The following is a 21877-nucleotide window of genomic DNA, read 5'->3' as shown; positions in this document are numbered from 1 at the left end:
GGACGCGCCCTCACATCGCCTTGACGCGCGCAATGAATCCACCCACTTCGCGCTTCAGTATCTCGGCCTGCCGGGCCAGATCGACGGCGGAGTCGCGGGCGTCGTCGGCCAGTCGTCCGGTCTCCGACGACGTGGACGAGATCTGCACGATATGGTTCGAGACATCGAGCGTGCCGCGCGCCGCATCCTGAACGCTGCGCGAGATGTCTTGCGTCGCGTTGCGCTGCTGCGCGGTGTCGATCTCGATGCCGGTCATGATCTCGCTGATCTCGGCGATGGTGTTCGAGATCCCATCGATGGCGTCGCGGGTCTCATTGGTGATGCCCTGGATATTGCCGACCTGCTGGGAAATTTCCTCGGTCGCCCGTCGTGTCTGGTCCGCGAGACTCTTCACCTCGGATGCGACCACCGCAAAACCCTTGCCGGCCTCGCCGGCCCGCGCGGCCTCGATCGTCGCATTCAGCGCCAGCAGATTGGTCTGCGAGGCAATCGCCTGAACCAGTTGCACCACCGCGCCGATCTTGTCGGCCGCTTCGGACAGCGTATGAATGGTGTCGCGGCTTTTGCGCGCTTGTGTGGCCACGCCTTCGGCGCGATGTGTCGCGTCGGTCACGCGGCGGCTGATGGTGCCGATGGACGTGGTCATTTCCTCGGTCGAGCCAGCGACCGTCTGCACGCTGCTGCTGGCCTGTCCGGCGGCATCGGCCACCGCATTCGCCTTCGAGGTCGTATCATTCGCGGCCTGCGACAGGGTTTCGGCATTATGCTGCAGGTGGGTCGCGGATAATGCCACCGTGTTCACGACATTGGTCACCTGCGTATTGAAGCGCTCGATGGTCTGGTCCAGATAGGTCGCGCGCTCGCCCTTGTGCTTGGCGTCCTGCAGCTCCTGTGCCGTCAGCCGCTCGCGCTCGATGCCATTGGTCTTGAAGATCTCGAGCGCCGCGGCCAGCAGGCCGATCTCGTTTGACTTTCCCGAACCCGGAATGAACGTATCGTATTTCCGGTCGGCCACTTCGCGCATCGCATGCACGATGGCGGCGAGCGGCGCCATGATGCCGTTGCAAACGACGAAATAGGTCGTGAGACACACGATCGAAGCGAGCACACCGATCGCGGCGCAGGCCATCAGGAAGTAGGAGAACGCGGCCTGCGCCTGATGATAGATCTGCATCGCCTGATCGCGGCTCTCGCCGCTGAGCGCGCCGAATTGCGACGACAGCCGCGTGATCTCGTTGTTGAGATACAGCACGGCGACAAAGCCAGTGCCGCCGCCAAAGGCCAGAAGCACGAGCAAGGCCGCAACGACCGAGATGACGAGGAAGCGGATCGTGAGATTGCTATCAGAAAACATCGGCCCGGCCATGATGACGATTGAACGGCCGCAATGTCGCAGAGAAACGTCAAGAACTCATAAAATCATGCGTGAAAAGGCCGTATGACTTATGTCAATTGCACAGCGCATTGGTCGACAGAATGTCGCGCGTTCAGCCTGATTTGTCCTGCGCGCCGAGCAGGCGTTCGATACGCGCTTCCTCATCCGGGGTGAGTGCCGCGATGCCCTCGGCATGGCTGCGCTCGTTGCGGCGGCGATTGTGCCACCACAGCGCCACAGCGCCCGCAATCAGCACCAGTGGCGTCAACAACCAAAGCAGCAGCGTGTGCAGCTCCAGCCGCGGCTTGAGCAGAACAAACTCGCCATACCGCGCGACGAGGAAATCCATCACCTGCCTGTCGCTCTCGCCGGTGGCGATACGCTCGCGGACGAGCAAGCGCAGATCGCGCGCCAGCGGCGCATCGGAATCGTCGATGGACTGATTCTGACAGACCATGCAGCGCAGCTCTTTCGACAGATTGCGCGCACGGGATTCCTTTGCAGGGTCCTGCATGATCTCGTCGGGCTGCACCGCGTAAGCGGGCGAGCCGGCAAGCAGCGCGAAAGCCAGGAAACAAGCCGCGATTCGTCGCATCGCTTACTCCGCCGCTTGCAGCGCGCGCGGTGCTTTTGCCGGCTTCGGCGCGCCGACGCGCAAGCGACGATCGGACAACGACAGCACACCGCCCAGCGCCATCAGCACCGGCCCCCACCAGATCATCAGCACCAGCGGCTTGTGATACATCCGCACGGCGACGGCGCCCGTCGTGGTGTCGTCACCAAGCGAGATATAGAGCTGGCTCGCCCCGCGTGACAGCAACGCCGCTTCGGTGGTCGACGTCTGGCGGGCCGCAAAATTGCGCTTCGAGGGCACCATCTCGCCGATCTCGTCACCATTTCGGGTAATACGGAAACGCGCGATGCTTTCGCGATAATTCGGCCCCTGGCGCTGGGTGATATCCTTCAGCGTCAGCTCATAGCCTGCGAGCTTCGCCACATCATTCGGCTTCAGCGTGCCGATGAATTCGGTATTCCATGTGCTCTCGCAGACGATGCCGATCAGCGCGACGCCCAGCCCGGCATGGGCGAAGGCCGTGCCCCATGCCGCGCGCGGCAGGCCGACCGCACGACGCAACGATGTCGCCAGCGGCAACCGGAACAGCATGATGCGCTCGGAAATATCGACCACGACGCCGGCGATCACGAACACGGCAAGGCCGATCGCCAGCGGCGCCAATGCAGCTCCGCCCGTCGTCCAGGCCCAGACCAATGCGATAGCAATCAATGCCGCGATCCCCGCCCCCAGCAGGCGCTGGGCAACACCACGCAGATCGCCGCGCTTCCAGGCCAGCAGCGGGCCGAACGGCACTGCCAGCAGCAGCGGCACGAAGAGCGGGCCAAAGGTGAGATTGAAGAACGGTGCACCCACCGAGATCTTGTCGCCGGTGAGCATTTCCAGCGCCAGCGGATACAGTGTACCGACGAATACGGTGGCGCAGGCGGTGGTGAGGAACAGATTGTTCAGCACCAGCGCGCCCTCGCGCGAGATCGGGGCGAACAGGCCGCCCTGCTTCAGCGACGATGCCCGCCACAGATACAGCGTCAGACTGCCGCCGATGAACAGGCAGAGAATGACGAGAATGAACACACCGCGCGACGGATCGGTGGCGAAGGCATGCACGGAGGTGAGTACGCCCGAGCGCACGAGGAAGGTGCCGAGCAGCGACAGCGAGAATGTCAGGATCGCCAACAGCACGGTCCAGACCTTCAGCGCATTGCGCTTCTCCATCACGATTGCGGAGTGCAAGAGCGCGGTGCCGGACAGCCACGGCATCAGCGAGGCGTTTTCGACGGGATCCCAGAACCACCAGCCGCCCCAGCCGAGCTCGTAATAGGCCCAGTAGGAGCCCATCGCGATGCCGAGGGTGAGGAAGATCCACGCCACCAGCGTCCACGGCCGCACCCAGCGCGCCCAGGCCGCATCGATACGGCCTTCCATCAGCGCAGCAACGGCGAAAGAGAACGAGATGGAGAAGCCGACATAGCCGAGATAGAGCATCGGCGGATGCACGGCCAGACCGATATCCTGCAGCACCGGATTGAGGTCGCGCCCTTCCAGCGGCGCCTGCGCCATGCGGATAAACGGGTTCGAGGTCGCGAGGATGAACAGATAAAACGCTGCGGCGATCCAGCCCTGCACCGCCAGCACATGGGCGCGCAGCGACAGCGGCAGGTTATTGCCGAAGGTCGCCACCAGCGCGCCGAAGAAAGCCAGGATCGCCACCCACAGCAGCATCGAGCCTTCGTGGTTTCCCCACACGCCGGTGATCTTGTAGAGCAGCGGTTTTGCCGAATGCGAATTCTGGAACACATTGGCGACGGAGAAATCCGACACGACATAGAGCGTCGTCAGCGCGAGAAACGACAGACCGCAGAACAGGAACTGCGCCAGCGCGGTCGAGCGCGCCACATTCATCAGCGCGGTGTCGCGCAAATATGCGCCGGCCACCGGCACGGTGGACTGGATCAGCGCCAATGCGAGCGCGAGGATCAGCGCATAATGTCCGGCTTCGGCGATCATTGCGTCATGCTCGGCTTGGCACTCGTCGTATTCGCGCCGGTCGTGTCCTGCGAGACGACGGGCTTGCCGCCCTCGCCTTCCTTCCAGCGGCCCTGCTTCTTCAGCGCGTCGGCCACTTCCTTCGGCATATAGGTCTCGTCATGCTTGGCGAGCACCGTATCAGCCTTGAATACGCCATTGGCATCGAGCGCACCTTCGGCGACGACGCCCTGCCCTTCGCGGAACAGATCCGGCAAGATGCCCTTGAAATTCACGGGCAGCGTCGCGCCGCCGTCGGAGACCTTGAAGCTGACAGCAAGATTGTCGCCGCGCGACAGCGAGCCCTGCTCCACCATGCCGCCGAGACGGAAACGCTTGCCGGCCGGAATCTGCTTTTCCGCGGCCATGGTCGGCGTCGAGAAGAACACGATGCTGTCGCGCAGTGCATTCAGCACGAGGCCGGCCGCGATCGCCAGGATCGCGAGCGCACCGCCAATCATCGTCATTCGTCGCTGCTTGCGTGTCATCGCGAACTATCCATCCAAGCCGGCGTCTTTGAGACCATCATTCAGCTTGCGCAGCCGCTCGGCATCGCTGCCAACAGCCTGCCGCGCATCAGCCAGCGCGCCCCTGGCCTTGTCACGATCGCCGAGCACCAGATAAGCGCGCACGAGACGCTGCCAACCCTCGACATCGCTGCCGTCCTGCTTCAGGCGCGTCGCCAACCGATCGACCATGCCCTGGATCATCGCGTTGCGATCATCCGTCGTCATGTCCTGCGCCGCAGCCACGGTCTCCTGTGGCAGCGCCGGCAGATCGGGTCCCTTGCCACCGACACGCGCCAGCGCTGCGCTCACCACCGGGCGCCACGGTGCATCCGCCGGCGCCTTCTCCAGCATCGCGCGCCAGATCGTCGCGGCATCCGCGCGGCGGCCATCCTGCTCGGCAGCGAGCCCAAGGAAATAGCCCGCCTTCACCTCATCGGCATCCTGCGCCACGGCGCGATCGAATTCCGCTTTGGCCTCGGCAGTGATGACGCCATTGGCGGCCATGGTCATCGCCTCGCCGAGATCGGCGCGGTTGGCGGCGCTGTCGCCGCCGAAGGTGATGATGTTGCGATAGGCGCGCACGGCATCGTCGTAACGGCCGATCCGCGCCAGCACCGGCGCCAGCACGGTCCAGCCGCGCGCATCGGTGGGGTTCTTTTCAAGATGCGCCTCGACCTGCGCAATCAGGCTCACGACCGATTGATTGGGATTTGAGTTCTGCTGACGCGACGCCAGCGGCATGTCCGGCATGGCGGGCGAGCCGAGCGGCAGATAGACGCCGACGGCGATCAGCGGCAGCCCGATCAGCGCCACCAGCGACACCGCCTTGCGCATCCCCGGCGCATTGCCCGTCACGCTCTTGCCATCCGCGTCCGCAGCGGCGAGCAGCCGGCGGCCGATCTCCACCCGCGCCGCCTCGGCTTCGACCGGACCGATCAGCCCGGCTGCGGCATCGCGTCCGACCTCGGCCAGCTGGTCCTTATAGACCGCGACCTCGGTTCCGCCCGTTGCCGCAGCCTTCCGGCCAAGCGGCAGCAGCACGGCGAAAGTCGCCGCGGCGGTCATTAAAGCGAAGACAAACCATAAGGCCATCAATGGGTTCCGGCATACCCTTGAGTCGATCTAAACGACGCTGAGCCGGTTACACCATGGCCACCACCCCCGCGCAATTGACTTTTATGCCATTGCACCGGGCGGGAGATTGCGCTGGGTCAAGAATGGGGCTGGAAGGCGATACTCGGCTTCATCGCCATTGTCCCGGTCGTGATCTATCACGCGCAGCGCATCAACCTGCTCGAAATGGGCGACGATGCCGCCCGGCAGCTCGGGGGTCCCGTCGAGCGCACGCGGCTGATCATGGTGATGGCGGCCGTCAGTCTCGCGGCCATTGCGACCGCGGCCGCAGGCCCGATCGCCTTCATCGCCCTCGCCGGTCCCCAGCTCGCACGACGATTGACGCGATCGTCCGGCGTTCCGCTGGTCTCCGGTGCGCTGATGGGGGCCGTGCTGCTGCTCGGCGGCGCCTATCTGCTCTGGCTGCTGACAATGAGCAAGAAGGTCTAGCCCGCCTTCTTCGGCTTCTCGACCACCACCATCGCCTGCTCGGCGGCGCGGGTCATCAGGGCCGCATATTCCTGGCCGAACAGCACATGGCAGAAACGGATCGCCGTCTTCGCCTGCATCTGCCGATAGTTGCGCACGCGCACATCGCCGGCGCGTAGCGACTGCACCAGCGCTTCGGTGGATTTCTCGACATATTGCTGCAGGTCCGAATAGGTCCGCAGCGTCACTTCGTTGATCGCCAGTTCGCTCGCATAGGTGCGGCAGACCGCGACGAAACCGATCATCGCCACGACCTCCTCCACCTCGGAGGGATCGATGGTCGCGGTGGGGGCAATGTCCTTGTCCGGGCGCTGGCGCAGCAGGCGGCGCACGCGGCCCGGCACGCTCTCGATCTCGGACTGCAGTGTCGAGGAAATCTCCACCCGGATCGCCGCCATCTGGCGGCCCCATGCGCTGTCATTGCGCATGTCGAGTTCGGTGCGCAATCCGCGCACGCCGTCATGGGCGATCTTGAGATGTTCAGGCGCGTTGTCGAACTGGCCGCGCCGAATCTCCGAGCGGAGAATGGCTGCAACGGTGTTGAGATCGGCCAGCGCCATCGTCACCGCCACGCCATAGGGCGTCGCCGCCACGCGGATCTCATCATCGGAGGCAGCGATCTTCACCGCGATACGGATGATCTGCCATGGCGCCGCCAGTCGCTGCATTACCAGCGACAAGGCGAAAGGCAAAACCTGCGGCGTGGTCAGCGCCGGCACGTTCAGCGCGCTGTTGACCGATGCCACCTGGGCCTCGCCAAAGCTGCGCAACACGCTGGGCAGCTTGCCGGCAAACGCATCGAGCTGCTCGCGCGCCTTCAGTGCCGCTCCGATGGCAGGCAGATCCTCCACCGCATGGGTCGGCCCGATGCGCGCCGCCCGGCCCCCGCCATTGCCCGACAGAACATGGGCGATGGCCGCAGCAGCCGCTTGCTGGAATTTCTTCACCGCACGCTCGACGCCGGCAGCATTGTCGCCCGCATCCGCGATCGCCGTCTCGAATTCGCGCACTGCATCGGCCGCATCACGTTCCAGCCATTGCCAGACCGGCAACAGCGACGGGCGGCGGATCTGGCCCGGCCTGATTGCAGCCACGCCATCGACCAGGAACGGCTCCAGCGACCTGAATACCAGGCGGGTCGGGTCCTCGACGCGGGGCCGCACGGCATCCTCGTGTCCGCGCATCACGCCGCGCAACTGGTCGAGCACGAAATGCGCGACCTTGACGTCCTCACCGCGTTCGATCGCGCGCTCATATTCGCGCAGCAGAAGCATCTGCGACTGCTGCGGCAGCTGCGCAAGATAGTCCCGGAGACGATCGATGGAGGTCTTGTTCATAAGGCCCAGAAATCAGCACTCGCCGGCGGGTTCAAGACCGAAAGCGGCCACCTGACTTTGTAGCAGTGGTGTCGTTAAGAACCCGTTGAGGATGTGGCTCAAGCAGCCGCCGCCCACGCGCCTTCGGGGCTCTTGCAGGCCGTGCCGCGCGCCGACTTGATGTCGCCATTGACGGTGATCGTGTGCGAAAAACCGCGGCATTGCAGCCCCTTCTGGCTGTACACCGGTCCCGCGACGATATTGCCGTAACGCCCGTTCTGCTCGTTGCGCCACGGCACCGGCGCCCCGGGCGCACCACGATCGAGCGCGGTGAGCTGGGCCTCATAGGCCAGCCGGCGATCCTCGTCATTGAGCTGGGCGCCAAGCCGGGCGCCGATCAGGCCGCCAAAAGCCGCATTGGTGACGGCTGCCGCGGCGTTCTCCTCGGATAGGCCAACGGCCGACTTGGTGCTGCTGTAAGCCCGCGCGATCGTCTCGGAGCCCAGGCTGAGGCTGCCATCCGAGGTCGTCATGTCACAACCACCCAGCGCCAGCGCGAGCACGGCAACACAGAGCATGTTGAACTTGACCATGAACGGGAACCTCGCACGCAAAACTGGCCATCAGCAAACGCCAAAGTGGTTACGAACGGGATAATTCAGGCGGGATAAGGGCGCCAGATATGGAACCTACACCCCCGGCAGCACCAACTCGGCCCGGAGCCCGCCGACCGGTGCCTGACCCAGGGTCAGGCTACCGCCATAGAGCGCGGCGAGATCGACCACGATGGACAGGCCGAGGCCGGAGCCCGGCTTGGTCTCATCCAGCCGCTGGCCGCGGCGGGCGACGCGGGCGCGTTCGTCATCGGATAATCCCCGGCCATCGTCATCCACCACGATACGCAGCTTCGGCGAGGGATCTCCGGCCCCCACACGCTCCACTTCGACGGCGATCGTGACGTGATGCTCGGCCCATTTGCAGGCATTGTCGACGAGATTGCCGACCATCTCCTCGAGGTCCTGCTTCTCGCCACGGAATTTCGCCCTCGCATCGGCCTTCAGGTCGATATCGCAGTTGCGATGAATCTTCTCCATGGTCCGGCACAACGCCTCCAGCGCGGGCGTCACGTCGGTGACGGTGCCGATGATGGTGACCCGTGCCGCGATCCGCGCGCGTTCGAGATGATGGGTGACCTGGTCGCGCATCACATCGGCCTGCTCAAGCACCTTCGCCGCCAGTGGATCATCCGTATTGCCATTCGCACGCACGGCACCGGCTTCGTTGACGATCACCGACAGCGGCGTCTTGATGGCATGGGCGAGATTGCCCACATGGGTGCGCGCGCGCTCGACAATGGCGCGGTTGGCATCGAGCAGCGCATTCATCTCGCGCGCCAGCGGCGCGAGCTCGACGGGATAGGTGCCCTCCAGTCGCTCGGCCTGGCCGGAGCGGATATCGGAAATGGCCTGGGAGAGCCGCTTTAGCGGGACGAGGCCGAAGCGGACCTGGAACAGCGTGGTCAGCGCCAGCACGATGGACAGCGCCGCAAAGGTGCCGCCGAGATAGTAATCGAAGGCGCGGGTTTCTTCGGTAATTTCCGTCGCGTCCCCGGCCACGCTGATCCGGAATTTGCCGTCGGCGCCGAGATCGACCGGCCGCTCCACCATGCGCAGATGCTGCCCCTCGGGCCCATCCACATAGCCGAGTCGGACGCCGGACGTGGTCAGCTCGGCACCCTGGTCCTCCAGCTTGGGCAGCTTCTTGTCCCATAGCGAGCGCGAGGCGCGGATCTCGGTCTTCTCGCCATCGGTGGGCGCGATTTCCCAATACCAGCCCGACAACGGCAATTCGAACAGCGGCTCGCCCAGCGACGGCGATTGCTGTTCGCCGGGCTCGGGCGGCGATGCCACTTCGGCGACCAGCGTGCGCAGGTAGAGATTGAGCCGGCGATCGAAAGCGCGCTCGGTGGCGCCGCGATAGACCGAGGACAGGACAAAGGCGGTGACGACGAGAATCACCACCACCCAGGCCGTCGCCGTGAGAAACAGGCGGGTGGCGAGCGAATTGGTGCGGGTCATGCGACGCTCCGCCAGCATGGAGCACAAGCAGCCCTGACCCTTCCCTCATCCTGAGGAGCGCGAAGCGCGTCTCGAAGGATGTCCGCATACGCGGAGCCAAGCCATCTCATGGTTCGAGACGGCGCTGCGCGCCTCCTCACCATGAGGGCTGAGCTTTGCGCGCATGTCCGCAGGCCATCATCACGTGCCGGCCTGTGGCGGCGTCAGGAGATAGCCAAGCCCGCGGACGGTCTGGATGATATCCACGCCGAGCTTCTTGCGGATGCGGCCGACGAACACCTCGATCGTGTTGGAGTCGCGATCGAAATCCTGGTCGTAGAGATGCTCGACCAGTTCGGTGCGCGAAATCACGCGGCCGGTGTGATGCATCAGATAGGACAGCAGCCGATACTCATGCGACGTCATCTTGATCGGATTGCCGGAGACGCTGACGCGACCCGTGCGCGTATCCAGCACCACAGGCCCGCAGCTCAGTTCCGACTGTGCATGGCCGGTCGAGCGCCGCAGCAGCGCACGGATGCGCGCCAGGACTTCCTCGAGATGGAACGGCTTTGCCACGTAATCATCGGCGCCGGCGTCGAAGCCCTGCACCTTGTCGCTCCAGCGATCCCGCGCGGTGAGGATCAGCACCGGCATCACGCGGTGATTGCGACGCCAGGCTTCCAGCACCGAGATGCCGTCCATCTTCGGCAGCCCGATATCCAACAACACGGCGTCGTAGGGCTCGCTGTCGCCAAGGAAATGCCCCTCCTCGCCATCGAAGGCGCGATCGACGACATAGCCGGCATCGGTCAGCGCCGTGGTGAGCTGGCGGTTCAGATCGGGATCATCTTCGACGACGAGCAGACGCACGTTTCGTTCTCCACATTCACGCGCCCGAGTGGAGCCCCCGGCGGGTGAACGCCAAATGAATACCGGCGCTTGCCGATATTACTTTTTCTTCACGACCGCCTTGACCAGCTTTTCGATCATCCCGGGCACATCCTGCCCGGTGACCGCGCTGACCTTTTCGCGGGTGCGGCCGCTGATATAGACGCCTAGCACGCCGAACCGGAACCCCCAATAGGCCACCAGCAGCGCGGTGGCATTGACCAGCGCATTGATGGTCTGGATGTCCCCGGTCCAGAATTCATGCATCAGCACCGCCCACAGCGCCCCGCACTCCACCGTCAATTCCAGCGCGTAAGCCGGCCGCCACCAGCGCTGCAGCGCGTCCTCGCTGGTGAGTTCGGCGCGGATGGTCGCCTGGGTTTCGGCGATCGCAACGCGCTGGGTTTCCGCCTCGGCGCGGATCATCTCCGCCCAGCGCGCTTCGGCTTCCGCGAGCTTGTTGGGATCGGCCGCAGGCAGCGCCGCCTGCACGCTCGCCGGCGTCGATGTCGCCGCACCGATGGTCTTGGCGAGAATTTCCCCGGCAATGCCGCCAAACGGCCCGCCCAGCGCCGTCCCGAGCATCGGCGCCCCCAGCGAGATCACCTGCTTTGCAAGATCGCCCCATTCCATGATCACGCCCTCCGGAATGCCGCGAGAACAGCGGCAATGATCGATGCGACGGTGGATGGTTTTGCGGCCTGCGGGTCTGGCGCGAGCGGCGGCGATGCGATCACCGGCTTCGTTGCGGCGGTCGTCAGTTCGCGCTTCCATTTCGCCAGCCAGACCTTGCGCTCCGCGAGACCGATGGTGCCGCCATTCAACCGCCGCGTGACACCGACTACATCATCGGCTTTGGCAAATGGCAGGCAGCCGCAATTGATGAAGTCCGACACCGCGCAGTTCAAAAAATGCGCGGGATCGACCAGCAGCTCCGGTTGCGCGATCACATCCAGCCCGGTCGCGGTCTTCACCCGTTGATAGCCCTCGCGCCCCGTCGTCTGCGCGCCGCCGCGGCCGCGAAAATTCCAGCCATCGTCGGAACCCGCGCGATTGCCCATGCGGCCGTTATAGACCTTGTTGGCCAGCGCCTGCGGATTGCCGGCATAAGGCTGCGCGCTCGCCAATATCGGAAAGCGCGATGGCCATACCTGCATCATGCGCGACGCCGTGTAGTTCATGTTCTCCACGACATTGCGCCCGGCCCCGCATTCGTGGCTGATCTGAGCCATCGCATGCGCAACGAGGTTTGGCGTGGTGATGCCGTAGCGTGCGAACACGTCTTGCGAAGAACGGGCGATGCCGCCGATCAGTCCGGGCACGCGGCTATCGCCCTGCGGCCACAGGCGCCGCAAGGTGGCTTCATCGAGTTGCATGGTGCTGTTCTCTTGTGAACATGAATCGCAAGGCGACCACACACTCCGTCCTCATCCTGAGGAGCGCGCATCGCGCGCGTCTCGAAGGATGGCGACGGAGCATTGCAGCTCATGGTTCGAGATGCGCGCTCCTCACCATGAGGGACGGAGATCGGCATGGCATTCCGCTTTAGGGAATGCGATAGCCGTAAAAGCTGTTCTGGGCAGCGGCGATGTAGCCGTCATTGGCTTCCAGAACGGCCCAGACCGTAATGGTGTCTCCGGCCGCGAGCTTCAGCACGGCATCGGCGCTCAGCGAGGTCTTGTTGCTGACCAGCGCCGACGCTGTCTGCATGCGCGCATCGTCGATCAGCTCGACCCCGTTCTTGTACAGCGTCGCCATCATCGAGGCCGGCAGCGCTGCATTGGCCTTGAACAACACGCGGTAGCCGATCGCATAGTATCCCGCCGCCGGCGCCACGAACTGATTGTTCGCGGCATCGAACGCGCTGAAATCGTTGTGCCGCCCGTTGTTGAACTGCACCTTCGTCGGCGTATTTGCCGCGCAATATTTGTCGAAATTCATATAGGCAGAGAATTTCGGTGACTGCGCGAGACTGGCCTGTCCATTGCTCCGGTCGATCACCAGCGCCGGGCGAAACACCGCGCCATCGGCCGAGACCTTGATGGCAAGATTGTCATCGCCGAGCAGCCCCAACAGAGCGCGCGCGGAAAATCCGGTCTGGAAGACAAGCGCGGCATCCCTCGCCGCCAGCGCCTTGTTCAGCACCATCCGTAGATCGCCGCTGCCGGGTGTCACATCGTCATGGGACAGCAGCACCGCATCGGATTTTACGCTAAGCCGGTTGGTGGCGTCGGCCGCCGTATTGACACCGAGATGCGCGGCATCATCAAGCGCAAGATTGCGCAGGTCACGCCATGTGGCGCCGTCGAACACCAGCATGGCATCATCAGCCACCGACCAGATGCACCAGCCGGCTTTCGGTACGAGAAACGCCCAGGCGCCATCCTGCCAGCTCGCAATCGCCTGGCCATGACTGCTCCATGCGCCGCCGGCATCGGCCGCCACCACGTGCCGCTGACCCTCACCCGGCGTCGCTGGCGGCACCGTCCGCGTCCTGTCCAGTACCGCGATCTGGATCGCGGCATCGAGCATGCGCAGCGCCTCGTTGTGCGTGACGTGTTTCTGCGCCTGCCCGCCATCGATATAGGGCAGTCCGAGATTGGGGGTGTCGCTCATGATAATCAAACCGCCAGTGTGACGTCGGTAAACAGCCCGGTCCCGACCGTGCCGGAGAGCTGCGCGATGCGCAGATGCAGGCTCGACTGCAGCCCGCCGAAATCAGAGAGCTCATCCGCTGCCGCATACAGAGCCAGTGGCACGGCGCAGGCGATGCTGCGCGTCACCTCGCTGCCCGCAACAATGTCGAGCCGATACGCCTCGCCATCCTCGCCGAGCGGCACTTCCGCGGCCCAGCCATCGCCATCGATTCGCGTGCGGCGGATCCAGCTCACATGCACGCCATCGGTCTTGCGCACGGCTTTCACATGCACCGGCGCCAGCGGCAGCAATGCGGTGCGGTCCGGCACCACCGTCAGCGCCACGGCACTCGCATCGTCGGTACTGCGCCCGCGACCGACGAGCCGCAACGACAACGGCCGGTCCAATGCATCCAGTCCGCGGGCGATGGGAACGAGGCTGGCATCGAGCAGGACGAAACGGGCGCCGATCGGCAGCATGGCCGCCATGGCCTGTTCGCTGCCGCCCTGCCCGCGCAGCAGGCGCGACAGGCGATAGGTCCGCTCATCCACCAGTTCGGCCTGCGCGAACTGGAAGATCTCCCATCGTCCCTCGCCATTCTGCACCGCCGCTGCATTGCCGCCGCCGAGCACCCGCGCATCGGAGAGCGCATTGAGCACGCCGCCATAGAGCCGCACGCGCAGTGATGATGCATGGTCCCAGCGCGCCACCGGCCCCGCCGGCAACGGATCGAGCGTCTCGCCGATCACGGCCGGCATCACCGCCTGCGCCGCAACCTGGAAACTCGCCCCGTCCTTCGAATGCCAGACCGTCACGCCGCCCGGCCACGGATTGGCGAACACGGCGAGCCGCGTCAGCACGTCGGCATTGCTATTGTCGATCACAGGCAGATTCAGCACCACCACCTGCACCGGCCCTAGCGCCGGTGGCCGTGCCGGCGCCTTGATGGTCGCAGCCAATAGCGGCACATCGAAGAGATCGGGATCGATGCTGCGCGCCGTCACCCGCCGCGCCTCTGCATCGACAAGCCCGTCGATCTCGAACAATCGCCGCCGCCCGTTCAGCGTCAGCGCCACCACATCGCCGGGCGTCAGCATGAGCTGCGCCCTGCCGAGTGAAAATTCCGCGCGCTCGCGCCCGGCCCACAGATCCTGCAGCCACACATCCGCACGCTGCGTCGCCGCCGCATCGCTGGTGACCACAGCGAGATCGGCCTGCAGCAGACGATTGGCGCCGCCGACCAGCTTTCGCGAGGTCACGGCCCCGCGGCGATAATCCGCCAGCGCATCGGAGAATCCGATGCCGACCTGGCGTGGCAATTCCGTCTCCTGCGCGCGCACCACCTGCGCCAGCGCTCCCTGTTCGGGCGCGACCAGATCATCCTCGGAAAACTCCGCCAACACCTCGCCGCCGCGCGGGATGAAGCGCAGCACGCCATCCGCCGCCGTCGCATTGAAGGCATAGGCGACGGCCAGCGGTTCGATCATCGCCCGCGGCGTCATCGGCCGATCCACCACATAGCCGTCGCACCCGCCGCGCAGCCTGGACGCATCGATGCCGCTCACACCGCTGTCGCTCGCCAGTCGCTCCAACAGCGCATCCAGTGGCGCGCCGCCGAGACGGCCGTTCAGCCAATGCCCGCTATGCCAGTTGGTACCATCGCTCCAGACATCCTCCGCTGCGGGAAACACCGGATAGGGCCTCGCGTCCCAGGTCCAGAGATGGATCGCAGAGACGTCGATCATCCGCCCGCCATAGAGCGGCGACACCGGATTGAGCGCATCGCTGCCGCCATGAGCGGGATCGAAGGCCGACAGCAACGCCTCGAGATAACGCCGTTGCATCAGGTCGTCGCGCGCACCGCTTGAAAAATACGGCGCAAAGTTTTCCGATGATTTCGGATCGGGAAAGACGCTGGGCTGATTGGCGCCCTTGTCCACGGCCGGACAGCCGACCTCCGTCAGCCAGATCGGCTTGCCTTGCGGCACCCAGCCGGTGGCGCCGATCTCGACGCCGCCGACGCGCTCGAAATGAGGATTCGACCACCAGCCCGACAGATCCTTCAGGCGAAACATCCACGGCTTACCGAGCCCGTCGCTGATCGTATTGCGCGCCTGCGCATCACGCGCAGCATCGTCCGGATAGAACCAGTCATAGGCCTCGCCACCGGCGACATTGCTGCGCAGATAGGCGCGATCGTAAATCGATTCCGCCTTGTCACGATCCAGATGCAACGCGCCATCGCGCCAGTCCGACAGCGGCGCGTAGTAATCGATCCCCACCGCATCGATGGCCGGCGATGCCCATAGCGGATCGAGCGGAAAGCGCACCTCCGATCCATCCGGCGCCACGACATCGGCGCCATATTCCGTCCAGTCGGCGCCATAGGTCACCACCGTGCCACCGCCGACGATCGCCTTCACGTCACTCGCCAGCGCGACCAGCTGCGCCGCTGCGGGATACACACCGGGGCCCGAGCGCACGCGCGTCAGCCCGCGCAATTCCGAGCCGATCAAAAATGCGTCGACACCGCCTGCCAGCGTCACCAGCTGCGCGTAATGCAGCACCATGCGGCGATAATTCCACACGCCACCGGCGAAGAACGCATCGACCTGGGCGCCAGCCGTGCTCGTCCCCTGCGGCGAACCTGCAACGCCCGGCGCGGGATCACAGGTGATCCGCCCGCGCCATGGATAGGCTGGTTGCGCAGCTGCACCACTCCATGGATCGGGCAGCGCATTGCCGGCGGGAATATCCATCATCACGAACGGATAGAACGTGACCTTCAATCCACGCGCCTTCAGCTCCGCGATCAGATGCAGCACGCTGTCATCGGACGGCGTGCCGCCAAAGGCCGGACGGCCATCCGCCTGGGAGACGACATAGGCGAAATCCCGCGCCACGCCCTGCACCGACCACAGCAGCGGATCGGTCGCCTTCCCTGCGCTATCCACACCTGGCCTGATCGCGCAATGCCCGGCGCGCAGGTCCGAGCCGAACCAGGCGACCACGACGGCCACGCGTTCCAGATGCGGACACATGCCCTGCAGATCATCCAGTGCCGCCACCACGTCGCTGCGCGCCGACGCGATATGCCGGTTCTCCGGCGCGGCCTGTCCCGGCCCCACCACCTGCACCACCGGCGATGGCTCATAGCCGAATTCCGTCGTACCAGGGATCAGCGTCACCGCCCGCGTCATGTTTTCCAGCAGACCGATGGGCCGGATGACCTCGAATGACAGCTGCGGAATCCGGTTGCCGAAATTCACCAGCGGCAGGCGTTCGAACACGACATAGGCCAGCCCGCGATAGCCTGGCGCATTGCCTGCGCCTTCCTTGGCGACGATCAACGCATCGGGCGCCTGATCTTCACTGCCGCGATAGACGCGAAAATTGATGCCATCGAGATCGAGCGGCTTGCCATCCGCCCACACCCGCGCCACCCGGCCGATGACACCATCGCACAGGCCGACGGCGAAATTGGCGAAATAGCTATAGGTCGCGGGGCTGTCACTCGCTCCGCCAAATCCCTTGCCGCCACTGCCTTCGTCAGTTCCGGCAACTTCCTCGAGTTGCGTCGCCCAGATCACCTGCCCCGCAAGTCGGGCACGCCCATAGACGCGCGGAATTGGCGCCCCTTCGCTGGACGACATCACATCGAGACTGCCAAGCCTCGGCCCCTCCTTCCCCGCACTGCCGTTGCCGAACAGCGCATTATCGACGAATCCGCCGAGCGCCGCTCCGGCGATCTGCCCAACGATCGAGCCCACCGGCCCGAACAGCCCGCCGATGGCGGCACCGGCGGTGGAGAGAACGAGCGTGGACATCAGGTCGCTCCCGGAAACCGAAACGCAAATGCCAGCCGCCGTCGCCACCACGGCGCCAATGCGACTTCGCAGACGGCCGCGCCGTCATGAGCGTGGATCATCGTTCCCAAGCCACTCGCGATCGCAGCATGCTTGGCAACGCAGCCGCTGCGCCATCGGAACAGCAAAACATCGCCGGCATCGAGCTCATCCGCCTTTACGGCGACCAGATGCCGACATGCCGCGAGCGCCAGTGCCTCCTCACCCCGTGCCTCCGCCCAGTCCGGCGCATAAGGCGGCGGCACTTCGGGCTCGGCACCGATACAATGTCGCCACACACCGCGCACCAATCCAAGGCAATCGCAGCCGACACCTTTCAGCGAGGCTTGATGCCGGTACGGCGTACCGATCCAGCTGCGCGCCTCGGCCACGATGGCTGCGCGGGTCGATAGGGATGTCATGATCGTGTTTCCCGATCACACGCCGAACAGGGATGCACCGCTGTTCTCGGACAGCGTGCCCGGCAGCGGATAGCTCATGATGAAGTCGTTGCCGGGGATATGCGGAAAGCCGCGAAAATTCTCGCTATTAGCAAAGCGGTCACGGCAGGTCGCCAGCGTCTTGTCACAGCCGGCCGTGACCGAAAATGTATCGCCGGCCGCGATCGGCTCCGGCATCGCCTGCCACAGCGACAGCACCACCTCGCCATCATCGGCGCGATGCTGCTTCACCTCGATGGATAATCCTGCATTGGTACCACTGCTCCAGCTCAACCGTCCCGCAGTGAAGAAGCCATCAGCAAAGCCGACAAGACCGCCCGCCAGGAAAATCGATGTGCCCAGCAACTCGCCGACCACACCATTGCCGCGCCGTGCGGGATCACCGAGATTGACACGGCACCGACCGTCACCGAGATCGGCATTGCACTTCGCCGTATAGAGACGTCCGCTCTCCTGCGACAGCAGATCGGCGAGCCCGCGGATTTCCGCGATGAAGGCGATGCCTTCGCGCTTGACCTCGCCGAGCCGTCCGCGCGCGGTCAGGACACGCAGCGATAGATCGCTCCAGTCTACCAGCCAGGTCTCGATCTCCGCCGCATCATATTTTCCCGCGGCAAGATCGGCCTCGCTGAGCCCATCGCCATCCAGCGCACCGGCGATGTCGCCGCCCTCCACCGACAGATCGAACCGCCCCGTCGCTTCCGATGCAGCAAAACCGGTGCCGGCGCGAAACGTGACGCCATCGAAAACGAGATCGCGATCGTGATCCGTGAAGCCCGCCGTCACGCCATCGCGCCGCGTCAGCTTCCAGGCCTGTGCCAGCGTGGTGACGCCGGAATCGAGTCTGGCCTGCAAGGCGGCTGGGATGACACGCATGATCATGCACTCTCTTCGTAGGATGGGTTGAGCGCAGGCGCGAAGCGCCGGAGCGATAACCCATCGGCCGAGCCTGCAGCGTGGTTTGAATGATGGGTTTTCGCTGCGCTCAACCCATCCTACGGCCGTATCTCCACCACGGGGATTTTCGGGATCGCTCCCGCTGCGAAGGCCGACAGATCGACCTCGAGATAATCCGTATCGAACCGCACCGGCACATCGAAACGAAACCCGGCGGTGATCGCAGCACCCGCGACCGGCGCCGAGACAAGCGTCACCAGCCCCGTCGTCGCATCACAGGCGAAGGCCGTCGGCAGCAATTCGCTGCCATTCACGGCCACCCGCACGCTGCCATCGACCGGCTTGTCGATCACGCGCTGATAAGGCGCAAAACTGCCGCCATAGGTTTTCGTCAGTTGAAACACATGCCGCGCACCGTCGCCCGCGCCGATGCCCTGATCGAGCGGCGAGATGCCCGACAGGCCCGATGTCTGATCCAGCCGGTCACGCCAGCGAAAGCCATAGAGGCGCCCCCGCCGTTCCTCGAAAAATGCGATGGCGCTGCGCAGCGCATCGAGCGTCTTGACGCCATAGCCGGCGTCGAAACGCCGCCGCGAATGCGCCCAGCGTGCATTGCGCTCCTCGCGGCCCGAGCCGAACGACACGATCTCCGTCCGCCGCTCCGGCCCGCCCGCACTCTTCAGCGCGATGTCGAGCGGAAACAGCACCTCGTGAAAGCCGCTCATCCTCGCTCCCCATACTCTCCCTCATCCTGAGGAGCGGCCACCGGCCGCGTCTCGAAGGATGGCGACAAACTCGGAGCCAAGCCAGCTCATGGTTCGAGACGGCGCTTCGCGCCTCCTCACCATGAGGGACGGCGCCCTACAGACTCCGTTGCCCACGCGCCACTGCCCGCGCGATCTGGCCGGTCACGTAGCTCTCCGACCGGCGAAAGCTCTCGGCATCGGGCGTCGCGATCTGCACATGGATCACATTGCCCCCGCCTTGCGCAGCAACGCCGAGACTGCCATCGGCAGCACGCTGCAGCGGCATGATCGCCTCGGGCCCGGCCTCGCCCGCAAGCCCCGTGCCGCCCGCCATCGGAAAATAACTCGGCGTGCCGATGATGCCCCCGGCCGCAAAGGCCTTGACGTTGTTCATGCTGCCCGTCAGCCCCGACACGATGCTTTGCAACCCGTTGGCGATGCCGGTGGTCGGCGTTGATCCCAGCGACATCAGCTTCGTCGCCAGTGATTTCAGCACACCTTCGAATGCCTGCCCGCTCGCGCTCGACGACGAGAACGCCTGCGTCATCGTCTTCGAAAAATTCGCCGCCGCCGTGGTGAGGCCGACCGTCTTCGCCTTGAGCCCGTCGACGCTCTCGGCCGCTGTATTGAGATCGTATGTCTCACTCATGATCACCCTCACGATCGGGAAACAGCTGCATCATCTCGGTCAAGCGCGCCCGGCCGATTGCTTCCGGCATGCCTCCGCGCAACACCACCATTGCGGCTGCCAACTCGCGCGGCGTCATCCGCCAGAACGCATCCGGCGACAGCCTGAGCACACCGAAGCCAACCTGCATCGCCGCCTCCCACGGAAACGGCTTCATCGCGTATCCTCGCCGAACGTCGCGGTGATCAGTTCGGCCGCGATGGCCACGAAGCCCGCAGCGCCACCGCCGGCCGTCATCGCAGCCACCTCGTCATTGCTCACGGCTTCGCCAGCACCGCGCAGCCCGGCACCGATGATCACGACGAGATCCCGCGCAGAGAGCCTCCCGCTGCCAAAGCGCTCAGCCAGCGCAACAAGATCGCTCGCACCGAAGGCCGCTTCCAGTTCCGCCAGCGCGCCGAGCGTCAGCACCAGCGTGCGGCTGCGCCCGCCCAGCTCCGCAGCAATCTCTCCGCGATACCGGTTCGCCATCACCCGCTCCTCACGCCGCCGCAAAACTCAGCGGCCCCGCGGATTCCAGCGCGATGTCGAACGTCACCTCGCCATTATGCTCGCCGGCGAATTCCAGGCTGGCGATCTGGAACAGGCCGGTGATGGTGCCGAAATCCGGCACCGCGATCTGGCAGTTATTGATGGTGCCGTCGAAGAACTGCTGCCGCACCAGCGCATCCGACGCGCCATCCTTGAACAATCCGCGCCCGGACAGCGAGGCGCGCCGCACGCCGGCACCGGCCAGCAATTCGCGCCAGCGATCGACGGACTCGGCGTGGGTGATATCCACCAGCTCCGCATTGAACGCGATGCGGCGGCTGCGCAGCCCGGCCACCGTCACATATGTCGTGCCATTATGGATCTTCAGCAGCAGATCCTTGCCCTTCTGTGCAGCCATGCGGCGCTCCCTAGCTCAGCGGTTCAGTGACGGCGCGAAAGCGCACCACGGCGTGATAGGTGCGGCCATCGCTCTCGCGGCGGATATCGGCCACGGCGAAACGCAGATTGATCAGCCGATGCCCCGCCGGGCTCAGCGGCGCATCGTCAAGCGCCTGCAGCAGCGCGCCGGCAATGACATGCGCCTCCCTGTGCCCGCCCTGGCGCGACCACGCATGCAGCACAAACTGATGCTCCTGCACGTCGCCATCATCGGTGGAAATATCGGTGAGGCGGGCATCGCCCAGCGTCACATAAGGAAACGCCGCATCGCGCGGCACCTCGTCATGCACGCGCGCCCCGCCGAGCACGGCCGCGAGCGCCGTATCAGCCTTCAGCGCCGCATGGACCGCCGTGCGCAGCGCGACATTGGCAGCAGGCATGATGCCCTCCCACGATCAGGTGATGCGATAGTCCGCATGGATCTCGGTGAAGCGCCGGTCCGCGCTCTCGCTCAGCGCGGTGATGCGACAGATCCGCCCGCCATCCACCAGCCGATGCCGCAGCGTCAACGCCCGTCCGCTGCGCAGCACGATGCGCAATCGCACCACGGCGCCATCCGCATCGGCCTCGCCGTGATGCTGCACGCTGTCCGGCATGACAGCCGCCCAGGCAGTCGCCACGGGCAGATAGCCGCGCAGCACGCCGCCCTGCCCGTCATCGCTCTCATCGGGCGCCTCGATCACGAGACGCGTTTTCATCCGGCCCGGATTTTTCATAGCGCCAACATCCGATACGGCGCGAGCAATGCGCCGACGCCGACCGGAACAGCCGCGCCATCCGCCGTCGCCACGCGATTGTCATACCAATGCGCCAGCAGCAGCCGCACCGCCTGGCGCAGATCCGCCGGCACATCGCCGGTATCAGCGCCATAGCCGCACGACACATCGAGCGCGATGCCTGCGCTCGCGCGCCCCGGCACCGGCACCGCGAAACACGGCGCCGCGATCACATTCGCCGCACCATCGACGACAAAACTCTCGGCATCGATGTCGCGTGCCGCCCCATCGGCATCGAACACCCGCGCCGCCATCAGCTCCCGCAGCGGCCCGATGCGCGGTGAAAACCGCCCATCCCGCGGCCAGGCATCCAGCACGAAGCGCCAGCTCTGCGCCAGTAGCGCGCGCCGTGTCATCGCTTCGACACGAACCCGCGCCGCCGCGATCAATGCGGCGATGACGTCATCGTCATCCCCATGTTCGACGCGCAAGAACGCCTTCGCCTCGATCAGCGTCAGCGGCTCGATCACCGGCGGTGTCAGCAAGATCGCGGCCATGCAGCCCTCGGCATATGTGATGGGACAAATCGGTGCATTGACATCGGGGTG

Annotated in this window: 24 protein-coding genes; 1 reads left to right on the top strand and 23 read right to left on the bottom strand. The window is 65.1% G+C overall.

Annotated elements, in window-relative coordinates; translation table 11 throughout:
- Positions 1–10: 10 nt before the first annotated feature.
- From AC1RQ5_RS12740 to ccmI, 5 genes are all read right to left on the bottom strand, one after another.
- Positions 11–1354: a methyl-accepting chemotaxis protein gene (locus tag AC1RQ5_RS12740; RefSeq protein WP_493199354.1), complete on the bottom strand. Its 1344-nt coding sequence runs from the start codon at positions 1352–1354 to the stop codon at positions 11–13.
- A gap of 133 nt (positions 1355–1487) precedes the next feature.
- The gene (locus tag AC1RQ5_RS12735) at positions 1488–1970 is read right to left on the bottom strand and encodes a cytochrome c-type biogenesis protein (RefSeq protein WP_493199353.1); all 483 of its coding nucleotides are present in this window, start codon (positions 1968–1970) and stop codon (positions 1488–1490) included.
- Positions 1971–1973: 3 nt separating this feature from the next.
- On the bottom strand, positions 1974–3956 hold the full coding sequence (locus AC1RQ5_RS12730; RefSeq protein ID WP_493199351.1) for a heme lyase CcmF/NrfE family subunit: 1983 nt from the start codon (positions 3954–3956) through the stop codon (positions 1974–1976).
- On the bottom strand, positions 3953–4462 hold the full coding sequence (gene ccmE, locus AC1RQ5_RS12725; protein WP_398479035.1) for a cytochrome c maturation protein CcmE: 510 nt from the start codon (positions 4460–4462) through the stop codon (positions 3953–3955). Before ccmE ends, AC1RQ5_RS12730 begins: the two co-directional genes overlap by 4 nt.
- A 6-nt stretch (positions 4463–4468) precedes the next feature.
- Positions 4469–5575: a c-type cytochrome biogenesis protein CcmI gene (ccmI, locus tag AC1RQ5_RS12720; RefSeq protein ID WP_493199350.1), complete on the bottom strand. Its 1107-nt coding sequence runs from the start codon at positions 5573–5575 to the stop codon at positions 4469–4471.
- Positions 5576–5683: 108 nt separating this feature from the next.
- On the opposite strand from ccmI, the gene AC1RQ5_RS12715 reads away from it, so the two are divergent.
- Positions 5684–6046: an iron chelate uptake ABC transporter family permease subunit gene (locus tag AC1RQ5_RS12715; protein WP_493203406.1), complete on the top strand. Its 363-nt coding sequence runs from the start codon at positions 5684–5686 to the stop codon at positions 6044–6046.
- Here the strand turns inward: AC1RQ5_RS12715 and AC1RQ5_RS12710 are convergent.
- From AC1RQ5_RS12710 to AC1RQ5_RS12625, 18 genes are all read right to left on the bottom strand, one after another.
- A complete protein-coding gene (locus tag AC1RQ5_RS12710; RefSeq protein ID WP_398479031.1) occupies positions 6043–7422 on the bottom strand; it encodes a hypothetical protein in 1380 nt (459 codons plus the stop codon). The two genes, AC1RQ5_RS12715 and AC1RQ5_RS12710, sit on opposite strands and share 4 nt — an antisense overlap.
- A gap of 98 nt (positions 7423–7520) precedes the next feature.
- Positions 7521–7994, bottom strand: coding sequence for an RT0821/Lpp0805 family surface protein (locus AC1RQ5_RS12705; protein ID WP_493199348.1), 474 nt, complete (start codon positions 7992–7994; stop codon positions 7521–7523).
- A gap of 96 nt (positions 7995–8090) precedes the next feature.
- The gene (locus AC1RQ5_RS12700) at positions 8091–9479 is read right to left on the bottom strand and encodes an ATP-binding protein (RefSeq protein WP_493199347.1); all 1389 of its coding nucleotides are present in this window, start codon (positions 9477–9479) and stop codon (positions 8091–8093) included.
- A 180-nt stretch (positions 9480–9659) separates the two neighbouring features.
- Complete coding sequence (locus AC1RQ5_RS12695; protein ID WP_493199345.1) at positions 9660–10331, bottom strand: response regulator transcription factor; 672 nt, start codon at positions 10329–10331, stop codon at positions 9660–9662.
- Between the two features lie 78 nt (positions 10332–10409).
- Positions 10410–10982: a 3TM-type holin gene (locus tag AC1RQ5_RS12690; RefSeq protein WP_493199343.1), complete on the bottom strand. Its 573-nt coding sequence runs from the start codon at positions 10980–10982 to the stop codon at positions 10410–10412.
- A 2-nt stretch (positions 10983–10984) separates the two neighbouring features.
- The gene (locus AC1RQ5_RS12685) at positions 10985–11725 is read right to left on the bottom strand and encodes a glycoside hydrolase family 19 protein (RefSeq protein ID WP_493199341.1); all 741 of its coding nucleotides are present in this window, start codon (positions 11723–11725) and stop codon (positions 10985–10987) included.
- Between the two features lie 169 nt (positions 11726–11894).
- Positions 11895–12965, bottom strand: a complete 1071-nt coding sequence (locus AC1RQ5_RS12680) for a DUF2793 domain-containing protein (RefSeq protein WP_493199340.1) — start codon at positions 12963–12965, stop codon at positions 11895–11897.
- Positions 12966–12970: 5 nt separating this feature from the next.
- On the bottom strand, positions 12971–16813 hold the full coding sequence (locus tag AC1RQ5_RS12675; RefSeq protein WP_493199338.1) for a baseplate multidomain protein megatron: 3843 nt from the start codon (positions 16811–16813) through the stop codon (positions 12971–12973).
- The gene (locus AC1RQ5_RS12670) at positions 16813–17253 is read right to left on the bottom strand and encodes an NlpC/P60 family protein (protein WP_493199336.1); all 441 of its coding nucleotides are present in this window, start codon (positions 17251–17253) and stop codon (positions 16813–16815) included. The genes AC1RQ5_RS12675 and AC1RQ5_RS12670 overlap by 1 nt, the downstream gene beginning before the upstream one ends.
- 15 nt (positions 17254–17268) lie before the next feature.
- Positions 17269–18168, bottom strand: a complete 900-nt coding sequence (locus tag AC1RQ5_RS12665; protein WP_493203405.1) for a phage/gene transfer agent baseplate hub protein — start codon at positions 18166–18168, stop codon at positions 17269–17271.
- A gap of 119 nt (positions 18169–18287) precedes the next feature.
- Positions 18288–18914: a phage distal tail protein, Rcc01695 family gene (locus AC1RQ5_RS12660; RefSeq protein ID WP_493199335.1), complete on the bottom strand. Its 627-nt coding sequence runs from the start codon at positions 18912–18914 to the stop codon at positions 18288–18290.
- Between the two features lie 136 nt (positions 18915–19050).
- Positions 19051–19584 (bottom strand): phage tail tape measure protein, encoded by a 534-nt coding sequence (locus tag AC1RQ5_RS12655; protein ID WP_493199333.1) that lies wholly within the window; start codon positions 19582–19584, stop codon positions 19051–19053.
- On the bottom strand, positions 19577–19780 hold the full coding sequence (locus AC1RQ5_RS12650; protein WP_493199331.1) for a rcc01693 family protein: 204 nt from the start codon (positions 19778–19780) through the stop codon (positions 19577–19579). The genes AC1RQ5_RS12655 and AC1RQ5_RS12650 overlap by 8 nt, the downstream gene beginning before the upstream one ends.
- Positions 19777–20094: a gene transfer agent family protein gene (locus tag AC1RQ5_RS12645; protein WP_493199330.1), complete on the bottom strand. Its 318-nt coding sequence runs from the start codon at positions 20092–20094 to the stop codon at positions 19777–19779. The genes AC1RQ5_RS12650 and AC1RQ5_RS12645 overlap by 4 nt, the downstream gene beginning before the upstream one ends.
- Before the next feature lie 10 nt (positions 20095–20104).
- Entirely contained in the window at positions 20105–20512 is a 408-nt protein-coding gene (locus tag AC1RQ5_RS12640) for a phage major tail protein, TP901-1 family (protein WP_493199329.1), read from the bottom strand.
- Positions 20513–20522: 10 nt separating this feature from the next.
- Positions 20523–20933, bottom strand: coding sequence for a DUF3168 domain-containing protein (locus AC1RQ5_RS12635; protein ID WP_493199327.1), 411 nt, complete (start codon positions 20931–20933; stop codon positions 20523–20525).
- Positions 20934–20948: 15 nt separating this feature from the next.
- Positions 20949–21251 (bottom strand): head-tail adaptor protein, encoded by a 303-nt coding sequence (locus AC1RQ5_RS12630; RefSeq protein ID WP_493199326.1) that lies wholly within the window; start codon positions 21249–21251, stop codon positions 20949–20951.
- Between the two features lie 14 nt (positions 21252–21265).
- On the bottom strand, positions 21266–21826 hold the full coding sequence (locus tag AC1RQ5_RS12625) for a head-tail connector protein (RefSeq protein WP_493199324.1): 561 nt from the start codon (positions 21824–21826) through the stop codon (positions 21266–21268).
- Between the last annotated feature and the right edge of the window lie 51 nt (positions 21827–21877).

This window comes from Tardiphaga sp. GW821-FHT12E02 (assembly GCF_058807155.1).
Note: the sequence above shows the minus strand (reverse complement) of the source record. Positions and strands in the feature narration are given on the sequence as shown.

Coding starts and splice junctions, on each gene's coding strand:
- AC1RQ5_RS12740 (WP_493199354.1), bottom strand. CDS start 1,354: ATGTTTTCTGATAGCAATCTCACGATCCGCTTCCTCGTCATCTCGGTC.
- AC1RQ5_RS12735 (WP_493199353.1), bottom strand. CDS start 1,970: ATGCGACGAATCGCGGCTTGTTTCCTGGCTTTCGCGCTGCTTGCCGGC.
- AC1RQ5_RS12730 (WP_493199351.1), bottom strand. CDS start 3,956: ATGATCGCCGAAGCCGGACATTATGCGCTGATCCTCGCGCTCGCATTG.
- ccmE (WP_398479035.1), bottom strand. CDS start 4,462: ATGACACGCAAGCAGCGACGAATGACGATGATTGGCGGTGCGCTCGCG.
- ccmI (WP_493199350.1), bottom strand. CDS start 5,575: ATGGCCTTATGGTTTGTCTTCGCTTTAATGACCGCCGCGGCGACTTTC.
- AC1RQ5_RS12710 (WP_398479031.1), bottom strand. CDS start 7,422: ATGAACAAGACCTCCATCGATCGTCTCCGGGACTATCTTGCGCAGCTG.
- AC1RQ5_RS12705 (WP_493199348.1), bottom strand. CDS start 7,994: ATGGTCAAGTTCAACATGCTCTGTGTTGCCGTGCTCGCGCTGGCGCTG.
- AC1RQ5_RS12700 (WP_493199347.1), bottom strand. CDS start 9,479: ATGACCCGCACCAATTCGCTCGCCACCCGCCTGTTTCTCACGGCGACG.
- AC1RQ5_RS12690 (WP_493199343.1), bottom strand. CDS start 10,982: ATGGAATGGGGCGATCTTGCAAAGCAGGTGATCTCGCTGGGGGCGCCG.
- AC1RQ5_RS12685 (WP_493199341.1), bottom strand. CDS start 11,725: ATGCAACTCGATGAAGCCACCTTGCGGCGCCTGTGGCCGCAGGGCGAT.
- AC1RQ5_RS12680 (WP_493199340.1), bottom strand. CDS start 12,965: ATGAGCGACACCCCCAATCTCGGACTGCCCTATATCGATGGCGGGCAG.
- AC1RQ5_RS12675 (WP_493199338.1), bottom strand. CDS start 16,813: ATGTCCACGCTCGTTCTCTCCACCGCCGGTGCCGCCATCGGCGGGCTG.
- AC1RQ5_RS12670 (WP_493199336.1), bottom strand. CDS start 17,253: ATGACATCCCTATCGACCCGCGCAGCCATCGTGGCCGAGGCGCGCAGC.
- AC1RQ5_RS12665 (WP_493203405.1), bottom strand. CDS start 18,168: ATGCGTGTCATCCCAGCCGCCTTGCAGGCCAGACTCGATTCCGGCGTC.
- AC1RQ5_RS12660 (WP_493199335.1), bottom strand. CDS start 18,914: ATGAGCGGCTTTCACGAGGTGCTGTTTCCGCTCGACATCGCGCTGAAG.
- AC1RQ5_RS12655 (WP_493199333.1), bottom strand. CDS start 19,584: ATGAGTGAGACATACGATCTCAATACAGCGGCCGAGAGCGTCGACGGG.
- AC1RQ5_RS12650 (WP_493199331.1), bottom strand. CDS start 19,780: ATGAAGCCGTTTCCGTGGGAGGCGGCGATGCAGGTTGGCTTCGGTGTG.
- AC1RQ5_RS12645 (WP_493199330.1), bottom strand. CDS start 20,094: ATGGCGAACCGGTATCGCGGAGAGATTGCTGCGGAGCTGGGCGGGCGC.
- AC1RQ5_RS12640 (WP_493199329.1), bottom strand. CDS start 20,512: ATGGCTGCACAGAAGGGCAAGGATCTGCTGCTGAAGATCCATAATGGC.
- AC1RQ5_RS12635 (WP_493199327.1), bottom strand. CDS start 20,933: ATGCCTGCTGCCAATGTCGCGCTGCGCACGGCGGTCCATGCGGCGCTG.
- AC1RQ5_RS12630 (WP_493199326.1), bottom strand. CDS start 21,251: ATGAAAACGCGTCTCGTGATCGAGGCGCCCGATGAGAGCGATGACGGG.
- AC1RQ5_RS12625 (WP_493199324.1), bottom strand. CDS start 21,826: ATGGCCGCGATCTTGCTGACACCGCCGGTGATCGAGCCGCTGACGCTG.